15 protein-coding genes and 1 pseudogene are annotated in these 19852 nt (G+C 58.2%); 5 read left to right on the plus strand and 11 right to left on the minus strand.

The window, feature by feature from the left end; translation table 11 throughout:
- Positions 1-1743 (plus strand): annotated as a pseudogene (locus F2P67_RS26620) (hypothetical protein); the annotation flags it as partial.
- Positions 1744-1752: 9 nt separating this feature from the next.
- Here the strand turns inward: F2P67_RS26620 and F2P67_RS26625 are convergent.
- The 10 genes from F2P67_RS26625 to F2P67_RS26670 form a co-directional block, all read right to left on the minus strand.
- Positions 1753-3708: an acetoacetate--CoA ligase gene (locus tag F2P67_RS26625; protein ID WP_166225997.1), complete on the minus strand. Its 1956-nt coding sequence runs from the start codon at positions 3706-3708 to the stop codon at positions 1753-1755.
- A 51-nt stretch (positions 3709-3759) separates the two neighbouring features.
- On the minus strand, positions 3760-4533 hold the full coding sequence (gene hbdH / locus F2P67_RS26630; RefSeq protein ID WP_166226000.1) for a 3-hydroxybutyrate dehydrogenase: 774 nt from the start codon (positions 4531-4533) through the stop codon (positions 3760-3762).
- A gap of 7 nt (positions 4534-4540) precedes the next feature.
- Positions 4541-5932 (minus strand): GntP family permease, encoded by a 1392-nt coding sequence (locus F2P67_RS26635; protein WP_166226003.1) that lies wholly within the window; start codon positions 5930-5932, stop codon positions 4541-4543.
- A 276-nt stretch (positions 5933-6208) separates the two neighbouring features.
- Positions 6209-7624 (minus strand): sigma-54 interaction domain-containing protein, encoded by a 1416-nt coding sequence (locus tag F2P67_RS26640; RefSeq protein WP_166226006.1) that lies wholly within the window; start codon positions 7622-7624, stop codon positions 6209-6211.
- 73 nt (positions 7625-7697) lie between these two features.
- Positions 7698-9272 (minus strand): ABC transporter ATP-binding protein, encoded by a 1575-nt coding sequence (locus F2P67_RS26645; RefSeq protein ID WP_166226009.1) that lies wholly within the window; start codon positions 9270-9272, stop codon positions 7698-7700.
- A gap of 14 nt (positions 9273-9286) precedes the next feature.
- Positions 9287-10309, minus strand: coding sequence for an ABC transporter permease (locus tag F2P67_RS26650; protein ID WP_166226012.1), 1023 nt, complete (start codon positions 10307-10309; stop codon positions 9287-9289).
- Entirely contained in the window at positions 10309-11370 is a 1062-nt protein-coding gene (locus F2P67_RS26655) for a microcin C ABC transporter permease YejB (protein ID WP_166226015.1), read from the minus strand. The genes F2P67_RS26650 and F2P67_RS26655 overlap by 1 nt, the downstream gene beginning before the upstream one ends.
- Positions 11370-13238, minus strand: coding sequence for an extracellular solute-binding protein (locus tag F2P67_RS26660; protein ID WP_166226018.1), 1869 nt, complete (start codon positions 13236-13238; stop codon positions 11370-11372). The genes F2P67_RS26655 and F2P67_RS26660 overlap by 1 nt, the downstream gene beginning before the upstream one ends.
- A gap of 135 nt (positions 13239-13373) precedes the next feature.
- The gene (locus F2P67_RS26665) at positions 13374-13655 is read right to left on the minus strand and encodes a peptidylprolyl isomerase (RefSeq protein WP_007912303.1); all 282 of its coding nucleotides are present in this window, start codon (positions 13653-13655) and stop codon (positions 13374-13376) included.
- 96 nt (positions 13656-13751) lie between these two features.
- Positions 13752-14609: an esterase/lipase family protein gene (locus F2P67_RS26670; RefSeq protein ID WP_166226058.1), complete on the minus strand. Its 858-nt coding sequence runs from the start codon at positions 14607-14609 to the stop codon at positions 13752-13754.
- 335 nt (positions 14610-14944) lie between these two features.
- Between F2P67_RS26670 and F2P67_RS26675 the strand changes: the two genes are divergently transcribed.
- A complete protein-coding gene (locus tag F2P67_RS26675; RefSeq protein ID WP_246226566.1) occupies positions 14945-16129 on the plus strand; it encodes a hypothetical protein in 1185 nt (394 codons plus the stop codon).
- A gap of 65 nt (positions 16130-16194) precedes the next feature.
- Here the strand turns inward: F2P67_RS26675 and F2P67_RS26680 are convergent, their stop codons facing one another.
- Positions 16195-17262 carry a 3-deoxy-7-phosphoheptulonate synthase gene (locus F2P67_RS26680; RefSeq protein ID WP_166226020.1) on the minus strand — a complete coding sequence of 356 codons (1068 nt, stop codon included), beginning with the start codon at positions 17260-17262 and terminating at the stop codon, positions 16195-16197.
- A 618-nt stretch (positions 17263-17880) separates the two neighbouring features.
- Between F2P67_RS26680 and F2P67_RS26685 the strand changes: the two genes are divergently transcribed.
- The 3 genes from F2P67_RS26685 (at position 17881) to gacA (ending at position 19851) form a co-directional block, all read left to right on the plus strand.
- Entirely contained in the window at positions 17881-18639 is a 759-nt protein-coding gene (locus tag F2P67_RS26685) for a carbon-nitrogen hydrolase family protein (protein WP_166226023.1), read from the plus strand.
- Entirely contained in the window at positions 18639-19082 is a 444-nt protein-coding gene (locus F2P67_RS26690) for a GNAT family N-acetyltransferase (RefSeq protein ID WP_166226026.1), read from the plus strand. The genes F2P67_RS26685 and F2P67_RS26690 overlap by 1 nt, the downstream gene beginning before the upstream one ends.
- A gap of 127 nt (positions 19083-19209) precedes the next feature.
- Positions 19210-19851: a response regulator transcription factor GacA gene (gene gacA, locus F2P67_RS26695; RefSeq protein WP_166226029.1), complete on the plus strand. Its 642-nt coding sequence runs from the start codon at positions 19210-19212 to the stop codon at positions 19849-19851.
- The last annotated feature ends 1 nt before the right edge of the window (position 19852 follow it).

A 19852-nucleotide genomic window follows, 5' to 3' on the forward strand; every position in this document is an offset into this window, starting at 1 on the left:
GACTTGCACGCGCGCGTGCAGCCCACACCGCTCGAACCCTTGTTTGTGTCATTTCACGAACATACCCGCGGTTCAAAAATAATCAATGGCGGTGAGTACAGCCTCGGAGTGATTGAGAAGCTAGGTGTTCTGTCGACGCCCGCCAGTCCGAACAAATGCGAAAAAAGTGTGTATAGGAATTTTGCAAATGAGCAGATCGCCCGAATTGCAGATTTCATTGTAGTCAACCACCCGGTACGCACTCTCGAAGAGCTGAAAATTGCGCTTACTCTACCTACGGAACTTGAAACGGAGCGCAAAGAAGGTGATGAAAGAGGCACCTACCTCGTCGATCTGACCGTACCGTTCAAGAAGTGCATCGAGGACTTGTCCTCGGGGGATTCAAATCGGCTCCATGATGGAATTTATGGGTGCGTCATGGATGCTGTAGCTGTCGCGGGCGCTTTCGCCGGGACGGGTGCGAAGGCATTGAACATCTCGGCAAAATCAATTTCCCTGGCATCGAAAACGGCACGTCTTACCCAACTTGCGTTCGCCACGTCGGTTTCCTTGTTCAATCCGGTGGACGGTGTGCCCACGTTGCTGATGGGCGCAGGAAAATTCATTCACAAAGGCGCGTTTCGCTTTAACAGACAAGTGCACGATGCACTTGTTTTGGCAAAGAACCAGTTAGGCAAACTTACTGGAAGTTACAGATCCTATGATCTTGTGGGCACTATCAATAAGCACTCAGCCGGGCAGGGTGTTTGGCGCCCCTTGGGTGAGGCTGCCGAAAGGCTTTCAGTTGTAGCCGCACATCACAGTTCTAATTGGTACGCGCTGAACAGGTTCGGCAAGCCTTGGGGGCCGAAAATGCGCAACTTCACGTTCAAGGCTCCGTTGCGCTTTCCAAGAACCTACAATCAGTTGCCGCTCAGTTTTACGCGGCAAGTCATCGAGCAAAGTCTGCCATTGGCAAGGGCCAAGATTGATAACGCCATCAATACGCTCAGCCGTGTCGAGTTTGCAGCCACGCGTAAAAAAGTTTTCAAGTTATTGTTGGGTAATGATTCGATCGAGATAGCCGAGCAGGTACAACTGTATTTGAGGCTGATCAGAGCTGATTTTGGCGTCATGTCCATCAGTAATTTTTACCTCGATCAAATCAAGGATACCGACAACATTGCGGCATTTGATCCCGTCGCTTATGACGTCTGGAAAACGGCGAATGGGTCTGGTGATGAAAAAATCATCGCGATTTATGCGCCTAATCTCAACAGGCAATACATCAGTCAGCAATTTAACCTCAATGTCGTAGCGGATGATGTGGTGCATGAAATGTTTCATGCCGTTACAAGAACTCGTGATATCGCCTATGCCACTGATGCAGGTGTGGACGCCAGGGGGGGGCAACGACTGGATGTATGTAACTTGTTGAATCTGGCAGCAGGGCGGCTTGCCGACTCAAACGCAGGCAACACTCACTACGCCAGTAGCACAGCCTTGCAGAATGCAGACTCCCTTGCAGTAGCGACCGCTTTGCTGAGTCAATCAAGCTCGGATCCAGCGACATGTGAGAGCAATCTGGTTTATCTGCAAGCAATGCACGATGAATATGAAAACGGAGCGGTTACGGAACCTGTTTTGATTACGTTGAACAGCATTGCCGCTAATACCGTTGAATCGCTCAAGCCAGGCTGGTACAGGCCGCAACCTGTACCTGGCTCATATTTTGGGGAGCGACCGCCTATTCTTTGGACTTAAGGTTCTGTTTCAACTTACAAGCTCTGGCCGATTCCGAAAGAGTTCAAGCGCTTCAGGATTGGCCAGCGCATCGGTATTTTTCACCGCTTCCCCATGCACCACATTGCGTACAGCCAGCTCGACAATCTTGCCGCTGATGGTGCGCGGGATATCCGTCACCGCAACTATCTTCGCCGGCACATGCCTTGGAGTGGTGTTGGCGCGGATCACCTGACGAATCTGCAGTTGAAGGGCTTCATCCAGTGCGACACCATCCTTCAGTCGTACAAAAAGCACCACACGTACATCGTCTTGCCACTGCTGGCCAATGGCGACGCTGTCCAGCACTTGCGGGATCTTCTCCACCTGTCGATAGATTTCGGCGGTGCCAATGCGCACCCCGCCTGGATTGAGCACCGCATCGGAGCGGCCATGGATGAGCATGCCGCCGTGGGCCAGTTGTTCGGCGTAATCCCCCTGAGCCCAAACACCGGGGAACTGACTGAAATACGATTGACGCAGCTTTTCGCCATCCGCGTCGTTCCACAAACCGATCGGCATCGCGGGAAAGTGCCGCGTGCACACTAACTCACCTTTTTCCCCGACGACTGCCTGGCCCGCGTCATTCCAGACCTCGACTGCCATGCCCAGGCTTTTGCCCATGATTTCACCGCGACGTACCGGCGACAGCGGATTGCCATTGACGAAGCACGAAACGATGTCGGTACCGCCAGACATCGAACTCAGGCATACGTCAGGTTTGAAGTCGCGGTAAACGAAGTCGTAACTTTGCGGCGACAACGCCGAGCCCGTGCAGAGCAGGGTTTTCAGGCTGCTCAAATCATGGCTGTCACGTGGTTTCACGCCGCTGCTTTCCAGCGTGGCGAGGAACTTCGGGCTGGTGCCAAACACGTTGATGCGTTCATCGTCGATCAGGTCGAGCAGGCGCTGGTTATCCGGGTAAAACGGCGAGCCGTCATATAGCACCACCGAGCTGCCGACGGCGAGGGCCGAGACCAGCCAGTTCCACATCATCCAGCCGCAGGTCGTGTAGTAGAACAGCCGGTCACCGGGGCCCAGATCGCAATGCAGACCGTGTTCCTTGACGTGCTGCAAGAGCACGCCGCCCGTGCTGTGAACGATGCATTTCGGCACGCCGGTCGTGCCGCTGGAATACAGCACGTAGAGCGGATGATTGAAGTCCACCGGCACAAAATCCGGCTCGCCACCCGGCTCATAAAAGTCCTCCCACAGCGTGACGTTGGCGCCCGTACGGTAATCCTCGATGCGCGCCTGCGGGCGGGCGTACGGCACGATGATCAACTGTTGCAGCGATGGCAGTCGGTCAAGGATTTCGTTGAGCTTGGCGGTTTGATCAATCGCTTTGCCGGCGTAGCGATAGCCGGCGCAGGTCAGCAGCACCTTGGGTTCGATCTGGCCGAAACGGTCAATCACTCCGTGCGTGCCGAAGTCCGGCGACGAGCACGACCAGGTTGCCCCGAGGCTGGTCGTTGCCAGCATCGCCACCAGCGTCTGCCAGGTGTTGGGCATGCACGCCGCGACCCGGTCGCCCAAGCCGACTCCCGCAGCGCGAAGGCTGTTCTGGAGGCCGGCCACGTGTTCCGCCAGTTCACTCCAGGTCAGTTGTTCACGCTGACCGTTCTCCGCCACGGCCACTACCGCAACGCCATCGTCACGGCGGCGCAGCAGGTGTTCGGCGAAGTTCAGCGTTGCACCGGGAAACCATTCGGCACTGGGCATTTGCGTGCCTTCACGCAGTACCGCGTCAGGCTGGGTGCGAAAGCGAATCTCGAAGAAGTCGACGATGGCCTGCCAGAATGCTTCGCGTTGCTCGACGCTCCATTGGTGCAGGGCAGGGTAGTCGTCCAGCGTCAACGCGTGACGCTGATTGAGGAAACGCCGGAAAGTATCCATGCGCGATCGGGCGATACGGTCGGCATCGGGTTGCCAGAGGATGTCGGACATTGCTTGCCTCTTTATTCTTGTTGGTGCACGCAGAGGATCTGTACTTCGGACTTACTGCGCCAGCCAGCCACCGTCGATATTCCATGCGGCGCCGCGCACCTGGCTGCCGGCCTCGCTGCACAAGAACAGCACCAGTTCCCCCAGGTGCTGCGGCGTGACGAATTCCAGCGACGGCTGCTTCTCGGCCAGCAAATCGTGTTGCGCCTGCTGCGGATCGACGCCACCTGCCGCACGGTCATCAATCTGTTTCTGCACCAGCGGCGTCAACACCCAGCCGGGGCAAATGGCATTGCAGGTAACGTTGCTGGTGGCGGTTTCCAGGCCAACCACTTTGGTCAGACCGATCACCCCATGCTTGGCGGCGACGTAGGCGGCTTTGCCGGTAGAGCCGACCTGACCGTGCACGGAGGCAATATTGATGATCCGCCCCCAGCCTTTGGCGCGCATGGCCGGCAGACTCAGACGCGTACTGTGGAATACCGATGACAGGTTGATGGCGATGATCGAGTCCCAGCGCTCCACGGGGAATTCTTCAACTGCGGCGACGTGCTGGATGCCGGCGTTATTGACCAGGATGTCGACGCCGCCGAATTCGCGTTCGGCGTAGGCAATCATCTCGGCGATCTGTGCCGGGTCGCTGACGTCGGCCGGATGATGGCCGACCTTGCCGCCAAACTGGCCGACCTCGGCAATGACTGTGCTCGCGTCGCCGAAACCGTTGAGGATCAGATTGGCGCCGGCCTTGGCCAGGCTCAAGGCAATGCCCAGACCAATGCCGCTGGTGGAACCGGTAACCAGTGCGGTCTTGCCCGAAAGAGTCGTCATGAATACCTCACACAATGCCTGTGGCGTAAAAAGTACCGATCACTACGAAGACCGCCAGGGTCTTGATCAGCGTAATACAGAAAATGTCTTTGTAGGCTTCGCGGTGCGTCAGCCCGGTAACGGCCAGCAGGGTGATCACCGCGCCGTTGTGGGGCAGGGTGTCCATGCCGCCACTGGCCATCGCGGCGACGCGGTGCAGCACTTCCAGCGGAATGTTCGCCGCATGGGCGGCGCTGATGAATTGCTCGGACATCGCCGCCAGCGCGATGCTCATGCCGCCCGACGCGGAGCCGGTAATGCCGGCCAGCAGGGTCACGGTGATGGCTTCGTTGACCAGCGGATTGGGAATCTGTTTGAGCCAGTCGGCCAGCACCAGAAATCCCGGCAGTGAGGCGATCACCGCGCCGAAACCGTATTCCGATGCGGTGTTCATCGCCGCCAGCAAGGCACCGCTGACCGCACTTTTGCTGCCTTCGGCGAGCTTGCTGCGAATCGCCTGAAAGCCGAACGCCAGCACCATCACAATGCCGACCAGCAGCGCCGCCTGCACCGCCCAGATCGCCGTCAGTTTGGCGATTTCCGTGGTGACCGGCGTGGCCATGCCGGGCAGCGCCAGGCTGTGAGTCTTGCCGTACCACTGCGGAATCCAGTGGGTGAACAGCAGGTTCATGATGCCCACCGCCAGCAGCGGCGACAGCGCGATCCACGGGTTGGGCAGCTTGAGGTCTTCAGCAGTTTCCGGCTCGTTGCGCAACTCGGTGCCGTAACCTTCGCCGGCACGCTGGGCCTTGTTGCGCTGACGCTGCAGAAACAGCATGCCGGCGCAGAACACGAAAATCGTCCCGATCACGCCCAGCCACGGCGCGGCCCATGCGGTGGTGTTGAAGAACGTGCTGGGGATGATGTTCTGGATCTGCGGCGTTCCCGGCAAGGCGTCCATGGTGAAGGAAAAAGCGCCCAGGGCAATGGTCGCCGGAATCAGGCGCTTGGGAATATTGCTCTGGCGGAACATCTCGGCGGCGAATGGATAGACCGCGAACACCACCACAAACAGCGAAACCCCGCCGTAAGTGAGCAGAGCGCAGACCAGCACGATCACTAGCATCGCCTGGCGAGTGCCGAGCAGGCGAATGGCTGCAGCGACGATTGAACGCGAGAAACCCGACAGTTCGATCAGCTTGCCGAACACGGCGCCAAGCAGGAACACCGGGAAATACAGTTTGATGAATCCGACCATTTTCTCCATGAACACCCCGGTAAACGCAGGGGCGACGGCGGAAGGGTCAGTCAGCAGGACAGCGCCGAGGGCGGCGATCGGGGCAAAAAGGATAACGCTGTAACCACGGTAGGCGGCCAGCATCAGCAGCGCCAGGGCTGCCAAGGCAATGATCACACTCATGGGTGTGTCTCCAGGGATTGTTATTGTTGTGGGTGAAACGGGTGTGGGAAGGGCTTTAGCGAGAACTGTGCCAGGTGCTTAAGCTGTTGAAATATAAGTAATTAATTGTAAGTAAAGGCGTGATTTGAAGAGCCGTGTCTCGTTTTTGAGATTTCTTGTGACTGAACGGGCGCTTTTGCGGGCAAGACCGCTCCCACGGTTGAACGCATCCACCTGTGGGAGCGGGCTTGCCCGCAATGCTTTCGACGTAGTCCAAATCTAGAGAGTTGTGTCTCTTTATTGAGACTCTGTAATTCCCAGTGCAATCATTTTCTTGTACAGCGTCGAACGTCCAAGCCCCAATTGTTCAGCTGCTTCAATCACCTTGCCCCCGCATTGCGCGAGGGTTGATTGAATCAGTTGCCGATCGAAGCGTTCCCGCGCTTGAGCAAACGTCTCGCTGGTGAGTGGCTCAAGCGCAGGTGTCACAGTGCGCTCAACTGGCGTAAAAGCGCCAATGGCCGCGCGGATTTCCTGTTCACTGAGCATCAGGTCATCACTGAGCAGCGCCGCCCGTTCCAGTACGTTGCGTAGCTCGCGAATATTCCCCGGCCAGGCATGTTGAGCAAGCAACGCCAATGCATCGCGGTGCAGTTCGTGCTGGCTGCGCAGTTCTTCGAGGATTGCCTCGCTGAGTGCCGGCAGATCATCCAGTCGCTCGCGCAACGGCGGCACGTGGATCGGCAATACGTTGAGGCGGTAATACAAGTCGGCACGGAACTCGCCACGCTTGATGGCGGCTTGCAAGTCTGTCGAAGTCGCGGCGATCACCCGCACATCACTCTGGATCACCTCGTTGGAACCCACGGGTTCAAATTCCTTTTCCTGCAACACCCGCAGCAATTTGCTTTGCAGGGGCAGCGGCATGTCGCCGATTTCATCGAGAAACAACGTGCCGCCCTGAGCGATCTGCAATTTGCCGGTGCGGCCCTTGCGGTCAGCGCCGGTGAAGGCGCCGGGGGCGGTGCCGAAAAATTCCGCTTCCAGCAGCGTTTCCGGAATCGCTGCGCTGTTGATGCTAACGAAGGCTTTGTGCGCGCGGGGCGAAGCACTGTGAATGGCTTGGGCGAGCAATTCCTTGCCAGTTCCGGTTTCACCCAGCAGCAAAACCGGCGACTCAGCACTCGCGCTGCGTCGCGCCCGCCGTTTGACTTCAAGGCTGGCGGTGCTGGTGCCGATGAAATGAGCGAAGTTGTATTTGGTCTGACGCGCGCGCAGCAGCGAACGGGTGGATGCCAGTTCTTCCTGCATGCTCAAGTAGCGCTTGAGCATCGGCGAGAGGGTGCGCAGCTCATCGAACAGGGCGAAGCCAATCGCGCCGATGACGTGCCCGGCGTCGTCATGGATTGGCAGGCGCATCACCACCAGCGGTTCCTTCGGCGTGTCCTGCATGTCCAGCAATATCGGACGCCCGGTGTGCACCACTTCACGCAGCAGGCTGCCGGGGATCACGCTTTCACAGGGCTTGCCGATAGCGCCAGCGGCGGACTCCAGGCCAAATCGGCGGGCGTAGCGTTCGTTCATCCAGACGATGTTCGCGTCGCGGTCGACAATCACCGTGCCTTCACTGGACTGCTCGATGATCTCGAACAGCGAGCGGATCGCCAGGGTGCGAACCCGTTGATAGTCCTTGAGGCTTTCGGTGGTGTTCATGTGCAGGCAAAGTCCTGATGGTGTGTCGTCTGCAGTGGCAGCGCCTCGGGATCAAGGCAGGCGCCGATTATGCCTACCCCGGATGCGCCGCTGCCAACAGCTCTTTGGTATACGGGTGCTGCGGCGCATCGAACACCTCATGGCTGGCACCGCTTTCGACTACTTTGCCGTCCTTGATCACGATCATGTCGTGGGCCAGTGCGCGAACCACCGCCAGGTCATGGCTGATGAACAAATAGGTCAGGCCGTGTTTTTCCTGCAATTGGCGGAGCAGGGCGACCACTTGTTTCTGTACGGTGCGGTCGAGTGCCGACGTCGGTTCATCGAGCAGAATCAGTGCCGGTTTAAGCACCAGTGCCCGCGCGATGGCGATGCGCTGGCGCTGGCCTCCGGAGAATTCGTGCGGGTAACGGTGGCGGCTTTCCGGGTCGAGGCCGACCTCCTTGAGCACGCGGATCACTTGCTCATCGCATTCATCGGCGGTCGATTCGCAATGCACTTCCAGACCCTCGCTGATGATCTGCGCGACCGACATCCTCGGGCTGAGGCTGCCGAACGGATCCTGAAACACCACTTGCATCTGCCGACGCCACGGCCGCAACTGCTTCTGATTGAGGCCGTCGAGCGCCGTGCCCTGAAAGCGAATGCTGCCTTCGGAGTCGAGCAACCGCAGGATCGCCTGGCCCAGTGTCGATTTGCCGGAACCGGACTCGCCGACAATGCCAAGCGTCTTGCCGCGCTGAATGTTCAGGCTGATACCGTCCACGGCGCGCAGGTATTGCTTGCGCTGGAACAACCCGCCACCGACCACAAACTCGACCCGCAGATCATCGACTTCGAGGACATTTTCACGCTCGTCCCGGGGCAGCGCTTCACCCTCGGGTTCGGCGTTGAGCAATACGCAGCTGTACGGATGTTGCGGCGCGGTGAACAGGGTTTCGCAGGGTGCCTGTTCAACGATTTCCCCGGCCTTCATTACACACACGCGCTGGGCGATGCTGCGCACCAGATTGAGGTCGTGGCTGATCAGCAGCAGCGACATGCCCAGGCGTTGTTGCAGGGACTTGAGCAGCAGCAGAATCTTACGCTGCACCGTCACGTCGAGGGCGGTGGTCGGTTCGTCAGCGATGAGCAGTTCCGGCTCGCACGCCAGCGCCATGGCAATCATGACCCGCTGGCGTTGACCGCCCGATAACTGATGCGGGTAGGCCTTGAGGCGTTTTTCCGGTTTCTGGATGCCTACAAGCTCTAGCAGTTCGAGAATGCGTGTTTGCGCCGCTTTGCCACCCAGTCCACGGTGCAGCAACAGGGTTTCACCGATCTGCTTTTCAATCGTGTGCAGCGGATTGAGCGAGGTCATCGGTTCCTGAAAAATCATCGCGATGCGATTGCCACGCAATTCGCGCAGAACCTTGGGATCGGCACCGACAATCTCCTGACCGCGATAGCGAATGCTGCCAGTGGTCTGCGCATCGCATTCAGGCAGCAGTTGCAGGATCGAGTGGGCGGTGACTGACTTGCCCGAACCCGACTCGCCGACCAGCGCCAGGCACTCACCAGGGCGAATGTCCAGGCACAGATTGCGTACCACGGTCTGGTCGTTGAAGGCGACGTTGAGGTCACGGATTTCGATCAGGTTGTCAGTCATCGTCAATCTCTGCTTCAAGAGCGTGGGTCGAACGCGTCACGCAACGCTTCGCCGATAAACACCAGCAACGAAAGAATCAGCGCCAGCGTGAAAAACGCTGTAAGGCCGAGCCACGGCGCTTGCAGGTTCTGCTTGCCCTGGCCGATCAGTTCACCCAGTGACGCGCTGCCGGCGGGCATGCCGAAACCGAGAAAGTCCAGCGCGGTGAGGGTGGAAATGGCCCCGGTCAGAATGAACGGCAAGTAGCTCAGCGTCGCATTCATGGCGTTGGGCAAAATGTGCCGAACAATCACTTTGCGGTCGGTCAGGCCCAGTGCCCGCGCCGCTTTGACGTACTCCAGATTGCGCCCGCGCAAAAACTCTGCACGCACCACATCCACCAGTGCGAGCCATGAAAACAGCGCCATGATTCCCAGCAGCCACCAGAAGTTCGGTTCGACAAAACCGGAAAGGATGATCAGCAGATACAGTACCGGCAACCCCGACCAGACTTCGAGCAGGCGTTGCCCTAACAGATCGACCCAGCCGCCGTAATAACCCTGCAAGGCACCCGCCGCAATGCCGATCAGCGCGCTGACAAACGTCAGCATCAGCGCAAACAGAATCGATACCCGCGCACCGAAGATCACCCGCGCCAATACATCGCGCGCCTGATCGTCAGTCCCGAGCCAATTGACCGTTGTGGGCGGGCTTGGCGCCGGTTTGTTGAGGTCGTAGTTCGGTGTGTCGTCACTGAACGGGATCGGCGGGAACAGCAGCCAGCCGCCGTCCTTGCGGATCAGGTTCTGCACATAGTCGCTGCGATAATCGGCCTGGAACGGCAGTTGCCCGCCGAATTCCTGCTCGGTGTAGCGCTTGAAGACCGGGAAGTACCACTGGCCCTGATAGCTGACCACCAACGGCTTGTCATTGGCGATCAGTTCGCCGCCGAGGGTCAGCAGGAACAGACCGACAAACAGCCACAGTGACCACCAGCCGCGACGGTTTTTCTTGAAACGTTCAAATCGGCGACGGCCTAACGGCGAGAGCTTGAACATCAGGCGTTCCTCGCGGCGAAGTCGATACGCGGGTCGACCAAGGTGTAGCAGAGGTCGCCGACCAGTTTTATCAGCAGGCCAAACAGCGTGAAGATGAACAGCGAGCCGAACACCACCGGGTAGTCCCGCGAGACGGCTGCCTCGTAGCTCATGCGCCCGAGCCCGTCGAGGGAGAAGATCACTTCGATCAACAGCGAACCGGCAAAGAACACGCTGATGAACGCCTGGGGAATGCCTGACACCACCAGCAACATCGCGTTGCGAAACACGTGGCCGTAAAGCACGCGACGTTCGCTCAGGCCTTTGGCGCGCGCCGTGACCACATACTGCCGGGTGATTTCATTGAGGAACGAGGTTTTGGTGAGAATCGTCAAGGTCGCAAAGCCGCCAATTACCAAAGCGGTCACCGGCAGCACCAGATGCCAGAAGTAATCGGCAATTTTGCCCAGCGTCGACAGCGATTCGAAGTTGTCAGAAACCAGGCCGCGCACAGGAAACCAGTTCAGCGACGTGCCGCCGGCAAACACGACGATCAGGAACATCGCAAACAGAAACGCCGGCATCGCGTAGCCGATAATGATCGCGGTGCTGCTCCAGATGTCGAAGTGGCTGCCGTGGTGCACGGCTTTGCGGATGCCCAGCGGGATCGACACCAGATAGGTAATCAGTGTGGCCCACAGCCCGAGGGAAATGGTCACCGGCATTTTCTCGAGGATCAGATCGGTCACCGTGGCACCACGGAAAAAGCTTTTGCCGAAGTCCAGTTGCGCGTAGTTCTTGAGCATCAACCACAGGCGCTCATGCGCCGGTTTGTCGAAACCGTACTGTTTTTCGATGTCCTTGATCAGTTGTGGGTCGAGGCCGCGACTGGCGCGGGAGGTTGCGCTCATGGTCTCACTGGCGCCACCGCCGACGCTGGCACCGCCGATGCCTTGCAAGTGCGCAATGGCCTGTTCGACCGGGCCGCCGGGCGCGGCTTGAATAATCACGAAATTGACCAGCAGGATGATCACCAGCGTCGGAATGATCAGCAGCAGGCGCCGCAGTATGTAACCCCACATCAGTGCGGCCCTCCGGGTCTGCCACGGCCGATTTTTTCGGCAGTCATCTGTTGGTTGGTCAGCGGCGTGCTGCTGATTTCCCACCAGCTCTCGATCGCTTCGTCATTGCTCGCCTGCACGGCAGGCATCCCGAAACGGTTCCACCACACCGTGGAGGTGCCCGGCGGGTAATAGTTGGGAATCCAGTAGTAGTTCCATTGCAGAACCCGATCCAGTGCGTGGGCGTAATGAAGCATGTCGGACTGGGTGGACGCGCGGATCAAACCGTTGATCAAGGTATCGACCGCCGGGTTTTTCAACACCATGTAGTTGTTCGCACCGGGATCATTGGCGGATGCCGAGCCGAAATAGTTGAGCAATTCGCCCCCAGGCGAAGTGGAGACCGGATAGCCGGTGACGATCATGTCGTAATCGCGGCTCATCAGGCGATTGACGTATTGCGAGGAGTCGATGCGGCGGATGTTCAGGTCGATGCCGATCTGTTTGAGCGTACGTTTATAGGGCAACAACAAGCGATCCATACCGTTCTGGCTGACCAGAAACGTGAAGCTCAACGGCTCGCCTTCGGCATTCACCAATTGATCGCCTTGCGGTTTCCAGCCAGCCTGTTCGAGCAGGTCGAGGGCTTGTAGTTGTTTGTCACGAATAATGCCGCTGCCATCGGTTTTTGGTGCTTCAAACACTTTGCTGAACACCTCGTCGGGCACCTGCCCACGCAGAGGCTCGAGGATCTTTAACTCCTCGGTATCAGGCAGTTCGCGGGCGGCAAGGTCGGTGTTGGAAAAGTAGCTCTGCTGGCGGATGTACAGATTGCGCATCATCTGCCGGTTGCTCCACTCGAAATCCCAGAGCATGGCCAGTGCCTGACGCACTCGACGGTCCTGGAACATCGGCTTCTGCAGGTTGAACACAAAACCCTGGGCCGACTGCGGCGCTTCGGTGGCCAAGTGGGCTTTTTGCAGGCGCCCGTCGCTCAAGGCGGGGCTGTCATAGCCAATCGAGTAGCCGGTGGCGGAGAACTCGCGGTTGTAGTCGTAGGCGCCACCGCGCAGCACCTGGCGCGCGACATCAGTGTCGCCAAAGTACTCGATGCTGAAATGGTCGAAATTGTATAGGCCGCGACTGACCGGCAAGTCTTTGCCCCACCAGTCGGCATTGCGTTCGAAGGTGATGCTGCGTCCCGAGTCGACTTTGCCGACTCGGTAGGGGCCGCTGCCCAGCGGCGGTTCGTAACCTCCACCGCCGGCGAAATCGCGACTCTTCCACCAATGCTCGGGGAAGACTGGCAGGGTTGCGATGTCCAGCGGCAGTGTGCGGTTTTCGTTGCTCTTGAAATCGAAGCGCACCGTCAGCGGCGCTTCCACGTCGACGCCTTTGACGTCGGCAAACTGGGTGCGATAACGCAGGCTGCCCTGGGTCATCAGGAGGTCGTAGGTGTAGCGGACGTCTTCGGCGGTGATGGGCGTGCCATCGGCGAAACGCGCCTTGGGATTGATGAAGAAACGCAGCGACAAGCCGTCGTCGGAGCGCTCCATCTTCTGCGCCACGAGACCGTACACGGTGTAAGGCTCGTCCATCGAGCGTTGGGCCAGCGGCGAATACAGCATGCCGTCGATCTGGGTCACGCCGATGCCTTTATCGATGTACGGCAGGACATGGTCGAAGTGACCGATTTCGATCGCCGAACGACGCATCGTCCCGCCTTTGGGTGCTTGCGGGTTGGTGTAGGCGAAGTGACTGAAACCGGCAGGATACTTCGCCGGTTCGCCATAAACGGTCAGCGCATGTTGCGGTGCAGCGTCCACACCGGTGGCGGCGAGCAACAGCGCCACGGCAGTGAACATCAATGTGGGAAAAACCAGTCGCATTGTCAGCCTTAACGCCGAATGATCGATAAGCGCAATTTGTACGCGAGCGGCGCGCCAGTCGCCAGCCGTATCGTGTAACCGAAATAGAACGGCCCACCAATAGGCGGGCCGTTGCACAGCAAGCCGGACTAAGGATCAGTCCTGACGGCTGGTGACTTCCAGCAGGTGGTAGCCGAATTGAGTCTTCACCGGGCCTTGCACGACATTGATCGGCGCGCTGAAGACCACGGTGTCGAATTCCTTGACCATCTGGCCAGGACCGAACGAACCCAGATCGCCACCCTGACGGCTGGACGGGCAGGTGGAGTTGGCCTTGGCAACTTCGGCGAAATCAGCGCCGCCTTCGATCTGTGCCTTGAGTTCGTTGCACTTGTCTTCGCTGGAAACCAGGATGTGACGGGCAGTGGCTTTAGCCATGGGGAAACTCTCCAATCGGTATCAATAAAGTGTGGAGCCTACCGGATTCAGTGGGCGATTTCTCGGCAAAGTTCCGTTCGGCGGTTCGCCGGGCATTCACAGATTAGCTGCGCGCAGACGCAATGCATGTTCGACGTAGAGTTGTGCCGGGTCGGGTTGTCCCGGCGTTGCGCGCAGAGTGCCAAGATGATCGAGTGGGTAGTCTGAACGGATTACCGTCCCCAGGTGGGAGCTGAAGCGGCCGACGAAACCATCGTTCTGCTCGGCTTCGGTGGTGAAGTAGGCAGACAGTGCGCGACAGAAAAGCTGCGATGGATCCTCGGGCTGCGCATTCGTCGCAGGCAGCGAACCACTCCATGAATAATAGCGGACGTCGTTGACCAATTCGGCGCCGTGTCCTCCCCATTGATCGGGCAAACCTTGCGGGAACCGGTCATTGAATTTGCCGACTCCTTCGGTGGTCAGGGAATTGAGTGCTGCCAACGCACTTGCGGGCAGATGCAGATTGCCACTGAGCAGTGACAGGAAATCGGAAAACAGCGTGGCAACGCGCTGGGCGACGTGCTCCGGCAGACATCCGGGAACCAGCGCCTTGCGCAAGAAGTCGGCCAGCTCCGAACCATGGTTCGGGCCGCTGACGGATGTCACCGATGCGACGTGTTGCGGTGCAACAGCTGCCGCATAGCGGGCTGCGAGTGCGCCCTGGCTGTGTCCGATCAGATTGACTTTTGCTGCACCTGTGCCTTTGAGCACGCTTTGGATCTGCGACAGGAGTTGTTCGCCGCGGACTTCGTTGTCATGGGTGGCTGACAGGTGCGGAACAAACACTTGGACGCCCGCCGATTTCAATGCTGCCTTGGCGTCGTGAAAGAGTTCAAAAGGACCGATCCGTTCAAAACCGAACAGGCCATGGACCAACAGGACGGGATAACGAGTTGTAGCATTCCGTTGCATGTTCTTACCTTTTTCGCAGAAGTTCATCGGTGAAATCTGAGTGCCACTCTAAAACACTCATCTCGCCAACGATGTACGAAGACATCAGGCAAGGCGGCGGAAAATGGACTAGAGCTTGTACGAAACGTCGTTTAATTCTGAGGTCCTTGTCGGAATGTTTGGACGTCTTCTATGAATGTCAGGCTCATTTGCTCGTGTTTGCCTACTGCTTCTGTAGCGTTTGCTCCTGTGCTGCGGTGAACCGGACTGACATCGGTAGAGTGAGGATTCGCGTTCAATGGACGTGTCGACGCAGTCGCTCATGACAGCGTTATTTCCACGGAGCGGGATTATTTATGACTATGCATGGAGCAAGAACGACAGTGCTGTCAACGCAACTGACATCCGCTGGCAATTCAATCGCAGACAGGCCTTTTATCGAACTCGACGGGCAGGGTTTTTTGAGTTTCAAATCGGGAAATGGCTCACTGGAGTTTTGCTATTGGTCGCATCCTCCGGCTGTATCTCCCGCGTCATTGTTGCCCGCCGCCATGATTGAAGCCGCAAATGGCGCGGTACTAGACCCGGCTCTGAGCAAAGTGATCGTCAGGATTGCGCCTTATCCGGACATGGCGAGCGGGGATAAATTGCAGTTGAGCTGGGCGGGGCTGGACACTGAGGGCTTTACCTATCGCCACGAAGCGATCCGCTATGTCAGTGAGGGGCAAGTCGGCAAGGAGGTCGTGTTTGTCATAAATGGCACGCACATCGCCGCACTCGATGGCGGTTCGCTGGAGGTTTACTGGACGTTGGTCAGTGCTTCGTTGCCGGCCCCATCAGAGTCTGCACGGCTGCAACTGAGTGTTGGAGACGTGGCTTCCCACCTCCCGGCACCCTACATCGAAGATGCATCGACAGGTTCACTGGATCCTGAGCGAATCATCGAAGGCCTTCTCGTCAAGTTGCAGCCTTATCCCCGGATGGCCGCAGGCGACCGGATCGAGCTGTCCTGGCAATACGATTCATCCGTTACGTTCAATGATGCATTGACCGTCGAGTCGTTTACGGTGGGCGAAGTTCTGTCGTTCTGGCTGCCATCCAGTCTGGTCGTTGCTGAAGCCGGGGACGAACTGACCATCAGTTATCGAGTCGACAGAATGGTCGGGGCGCCTGGGCAGTCTGTGCCTTTGAGGGTCACCATGGTCCCAACCGTTCGCGGTGTGCTGGATGCGCCTGATGTGCTGGAGGCTGTAGACGGGGTGCTGCAAGTGGAGGATTCGCTCGACGGCATCACCGTGGTCATCGGAAATGCGCAGGCGCAGGACGGTGAGCTGGTGTACCTGAAATGCGATGGCGATCTGTTCAGTTACCGTGACGAGCGTGAGGTCAGTCGGGAAATGTCCGGGGAACCTTTGGTATTCGTCGTACCTGCCAGGTTCTGGCGAGAGCATCAGGGCTCGACGGTGAGGGTGGCTTACACGGTTGAGCGTAATGACGACTTCAGTCAGTTATCCGAGGAAACGCGGGTGAAAGTGGAGTGACCGACAGCTAGGCGATTGGCCTTCCGGTGCCGAAGCAACCGGAAGGCTAGGGCGGTCATTTCGGCTCAGGCGTTGCGAAGACGCACGGCCGCGTCCAGCAGCAATTGTTCGGTTGCGCTGAACCCTAGGCAGCCATCAGTAATCGACACGCCATATTGGAGCGAGGCTCCGAGTGGCTGGCAGCCATCGAACAGATGAGATTCCAGCATCATGCCGATCAATGAGCGGTCACCGTTCAGTCGCTGTTCCAGCACATGGTTGAAAACGGCGGGTTGGCGCAGAGGATCCTTGCCGCTGTTGGCGTGACTGCAATCGACCATGATTCGACCTGGAATCTTCAGGCGGGCGAGGTCGGTTTGGATTCGGGCAACGCTCTCGCGGTCGTAGTTTGGCCCGAGATGCCCGCCCCGCAACACCAGATGGGTGTCAGGATTGCCTGGGGTCTGGACAATTGCAGGGTGGCCCTGGCTGTCGACGCCGAAGTGACGGTGAGGATGAGCGGCCGAGCGCATCGCATCGACGGCGACGGTTACGCCTCCGTCGGTGCCGTTCTTGAAACCGACCGGCATGTTCAGGCCGCTGGCCATTTCGCGATGGATTTGCGATTCGGTCGTGCGTGCGCCAATGGCCACCCAGCCCAGCAGGTCATCGAAATACCCCGCGGCCATCGGCTGCAGAAGTTCAGTGGCAATTGGTAAGCCAAGGCGGATCATTTCCAGCATCAGCTCGCGGGACAATGTCAGACCGGCAGCCATGTCATCACTGCCATCCAGATGCGGGTCGTAGGCAAGACCTTTCCAGCCGACGGTGGTGCGTGGCTTTTCGACATAGGCACGCATGACAAGGAGCATTTGGTCGCTGACTTCTTCAGCCAGTCGAGCCAGTTTTGCTGCGTACTCAAGCGCGGATTTCGGGTCGTGGATGGAGCAGGGGCCGACAATCAGCAGTAGGCGTGGATCTTCGCCATTGAGGATCGCGCGAATCGCCTGGCGGTGGCTGGCGACTTGCTGGCTCAGCGCATTGCTTAAAGGCAATTGCTGTTTGAGTTGCAACGAGCTGGGCAGACGTTGGGTCAGCGCTTCGTTGGCAGGGTTGAGGGTAGACAGGGGCAAAGCAGAAACGGACGAGTTCATATTCGGTCTTCCTGGGCTGACGGCGGGTGCTGCCCGCGCATTCGGCCCTATTGGGGTGTTCGACAATGTGTCGTATTGACTACGTGTGTGTGCTTGCCACCTGTGGGTGACCGATCGGAGGCGGCAGGCTGTCCCGAGCGGAGGCTGGTAAATCGCCAGGCGGTAAAAATGTCGTAACGGTAATAGGTGGCGTAGTTCATTGCGTGATTCCTCAAAGTGTCTGGTGTGCTGCTGAAAAAGTTTGGGGCCAGAAAAACAAAACCCCCGGTCGGGAGGCCGACCGGGGGTTGAGAATTCTCTGGTAGGCGACCCGTTTTTATGGGCGCCAGATGGGTGTCAGGCGCGCCAGTGGCTAAACCAATACCCAAAATAAAAGCTGACCGGAGCGCAAACGTCATCCACCCGGGCAGCCGCAACCGAGCGCGAGGCGCTGGCGGTACGAAGCTGTTGAAGGGCGTTGAGCATGGTCTGTCTCCGATGAATGCGCCGAGCTTACTAGAGGCCACTGCGCGTCAGCAATCAGAAAATGCTATCGGACGAACAAGAATGTCTCTATCGGTTGAGCGCGGATGAAGTTGTGACACACTTCGGGGCTTATATCGCGCCTAAGGAAGATACATGTCGACGCTGACCATTGCCGCCGCCCAATCCATTTCCGTTGCCGGAGACCTTGCCACGAACATCCTTCGGCATCAGCGCTTCATTCAGGCCGCGGCAGACCAGGGTGTAGAGTTTTTGGTCTTTCCAGAGTTGTCGCTGACGGGATATGAAGGTGAAGTCGCCGCCGCATTGGCAATTGACCCGCGTGATGCGGTGCTGCAACCGCTTCGGGATTTGGTGCGGGAGCTTGGTGTTACAGCCGTCGTCGGTATGTCTGTCCGTTCGCAGACTGACTCCGCCGTGTTGATTGGCGCGCTGACATTGCGCGCCGATGGTTCGCTGGAGGTCTACACCAAGCAACATCTGCATTCAGGCGAGGAGTCTTTTTTTGCACCCGGCGCCGGTGGAGCACCCCTGAAAATGGGCGACGACATCGTTGCACTGGCCGTTTGCGCCGACTTTTCCCACACCAGTCACGCTGCCAACGCAGCATCGCAAGGCGCAGATCTATATGCCGCAGGTGTGCTGATCAGTGAAAAAGGTTACGCGGCAGATACTGCTTTGCTTGAAGGGTATGCTCGTAGTCATTCGATGGCTGTGTTGATGGCGAACCACGGCGGTCTGACCGGGGGATGGCAATCGGCAGGTCGCAGTGCAATCTGGTCCGAGGAAGGAACTCTCATCGTCGCGGCGCCGGGAACGGGTGATTGCCTGGTGATTGCACGGCGCACCGAGGGCGTCTGGACAGGGCAGGTAGCCTCGGTGGAGCAGCGCTGATGGAATTTCAGTTGCGCCTTGCGCAAGCCGAAGACCTGGCATTTGCCAGAGCGCTAACCTGTCAAAACATGCTGCGTTATTACATTCAGCATGACCTCCTGTGGCAGGACGAGGCGTTTGACGCTGCTTGGTGTGGGCGCAAAAACTGGCTGATATCGCGGGGTGATGAGGTGATAGGTTTTTTCAGTCTCAGCCGAGATGCGCGCGCTGTGTATATTCGTGAGTTGCAGATTGCTGAAGCCTTTCAGGGGCAGGGCGGGGGATCCTGGGCAATCGATCAGGTTATCGCCATGACCCACGAAGAAAGACGTCCGGCACTGCGACTCACGGTGTTCGAAACTAACCCGGCGAAAAATTTATATCAGCGAAAAGGACTACAGACTCAGGGTGAGGACGAGTGTTTCCTGAGGATGGAGCTCCAGTTAAGTACACCTGTGCTCTGAAACCCGCGGCCGGCAAGCCCTGAAAGACGAATTGAAACTTTTTAAATGCGGCTTTCCGCTAGGTGTGTCTGGCACTTTTTGCTAAGGTGTCCGGCATCCCAATAAGACCATATCGCGAGGTGTCTGCTTGATTAGGGTGCTGGTGGTCGATGACCATGATCTTGTTCGTACGGGCATTACACGGATGCTGGCCGATATCGATGGCTTGCAAGTGGTCGGTCAGGCCGAGTCCGGGGAAGAATCGCTGATCAAGGCTCGCGAGTTGAAGCCGGATGTGGTGTTGATGGACGTCAAGATGCCAGGCATCGGCGGCCTTGAGGCCACGCGCAAGCTGTTGCGCAGTCATCCGGACATCAAGGTGGTTGCCGTCACTGTGTGTGAGGAAGATCCGTTTCCTACTCGGCTGTTACAGGCCGGGGCCGCAGGTTATCTGACCAAGGGCGCCGGGTTGCCGGAAATGGTGCAGGCGATTCGTCTGGTCTTTGCCGGCCAGCGCTATATCAGCCCGCAGATTGCCCAGCAGTTGGCGATCAAGTCTTTCCAGCCGTCCAACGACTCACCTTTCGATGCGTTGTCGGAAAGGGAGATCCAGATCGCGCTGATGATTGTCGGCTGCCAGAAGGTGCAGATCATTTCCGACAAGCTTTGCCTGTCGCCGAAAACCGTGAATACCTACCGTTACCGTATTTTCGAGAAGCTATCGATCAGCAGCGATGTGGAGTTGACGCTTTTGGCTGTACGTCACGGTATGGTTGATGCCAACCTCTGAC

Origin of the sequence: Pseudomonas atagonensis, assembly GCF_011369485.1 — a bacterium.
GTDB lineage: Bacteria > Pseudomonadota > Gammaproteobacteria > Pseudomonadales > Pseudomonadaceae > Aquipseudomonas > Aquipseudomonas atagonensis.

Bases quoted from the DNA above. Each gene is read 5' to 3' on its own strand.
- F2P67_RS26625 (WP_166225997.1), bottom strand. From the start codon at position 3,708: ATGTCCGACATCCTCTGGCAACCCGATGCCGACCGTATCGCCCGATCG.
- hbdH (WP_166226000.1), bottom strand. From the start codon at position 4,533: ATGACGACTCTTTCGGGCAAGACCGCACTGGTTACCGGTTCCACCAGC.
- F2P67_RS26635 (WP_166226003.1), bottom strand. From the start codon at position 5,932: ATGAGTGTGATCATTGCCTTGGCAGCCCTGGCGCTGCTGATGCTGGCC.
- F2P67_RS26640 (WP_166226006.1), bottom strand. From the start codon at position 7,624: ATGAACACCACCGAAAGCCTCAAGGACTATCAACGGGTTCGCACCCTG.
- F2P67_RS26645 (WP_166226009.1), bottom strand. From the start codon at position 9,272: ATGACTGACAACCTGATCGAAATCCGTGACCTCAACGTCGCCTTCAAC.
- F2P67_RS26650 (WP_166226012.1), bottom strand. From the start codon at position 10,309: ATGTTCAAGCTCTCGCCGTTAGGCCGTCGCCGATTTGAACGTTTCAAG.
- F2P67_RS26655 (WP_166226015.1), bottom strand. From the start codon at position 11,370: ATGTGGGGTTACATACTGCGGCGCCTGCTGCTGATCATTCCGACGCTG.
- F2P67_RS26660 (WP_166226018.1), bottom strand. From the start codon at position 13,238: ATGCGACTGGTTTTTCCCACATTGATGTTCACTGCCGTGGCGCTGTTG.
- F2P67_RS26665 (WP_007912303.1), bottom strand. From the start codon at position 13,655: ATGGCTAAAGCCACTGCCCGTCACATCCTGGTTTCCAGCGAAGACAAG.
- F2P67_RS26670 (WP_166226058.1), bottom strand. From the start codon at position 14,609: ATGCAACGGAATGCTACAACTCGTTATCCCGTCCTGTTGGTCCATGGC.
- F2P67_RS26675 (WP_246226566.1), top strand. From the start codon at position 14,945: ATGACTATGCATGGAGCAAGAACGACAGTGCTGTCAACGCAACTGACA.
- F2P67_RS26680 (WP_166226020.1), bottom strand. From the start codon at position 17,262: ATGAACTCGTCCGTTTCTGCTTTGCCCCTGTCTACCCTCAACCCTGCC.
- F2P67_RS26685 (WP_166226023.1), top strand. From the start codon at position 17,881: ATGTCGACGCTGACCATTGCCGCCGCCCAATCCATTTCCGTTGCCGGA.
- F2P67_RS26690 (WP_166226026.1), top strand. From the start codon at position 18,639: ATGGAATTTCAGTTGCGCCTTGCGCAAGCCGAAGACCTGGCATTTGCC.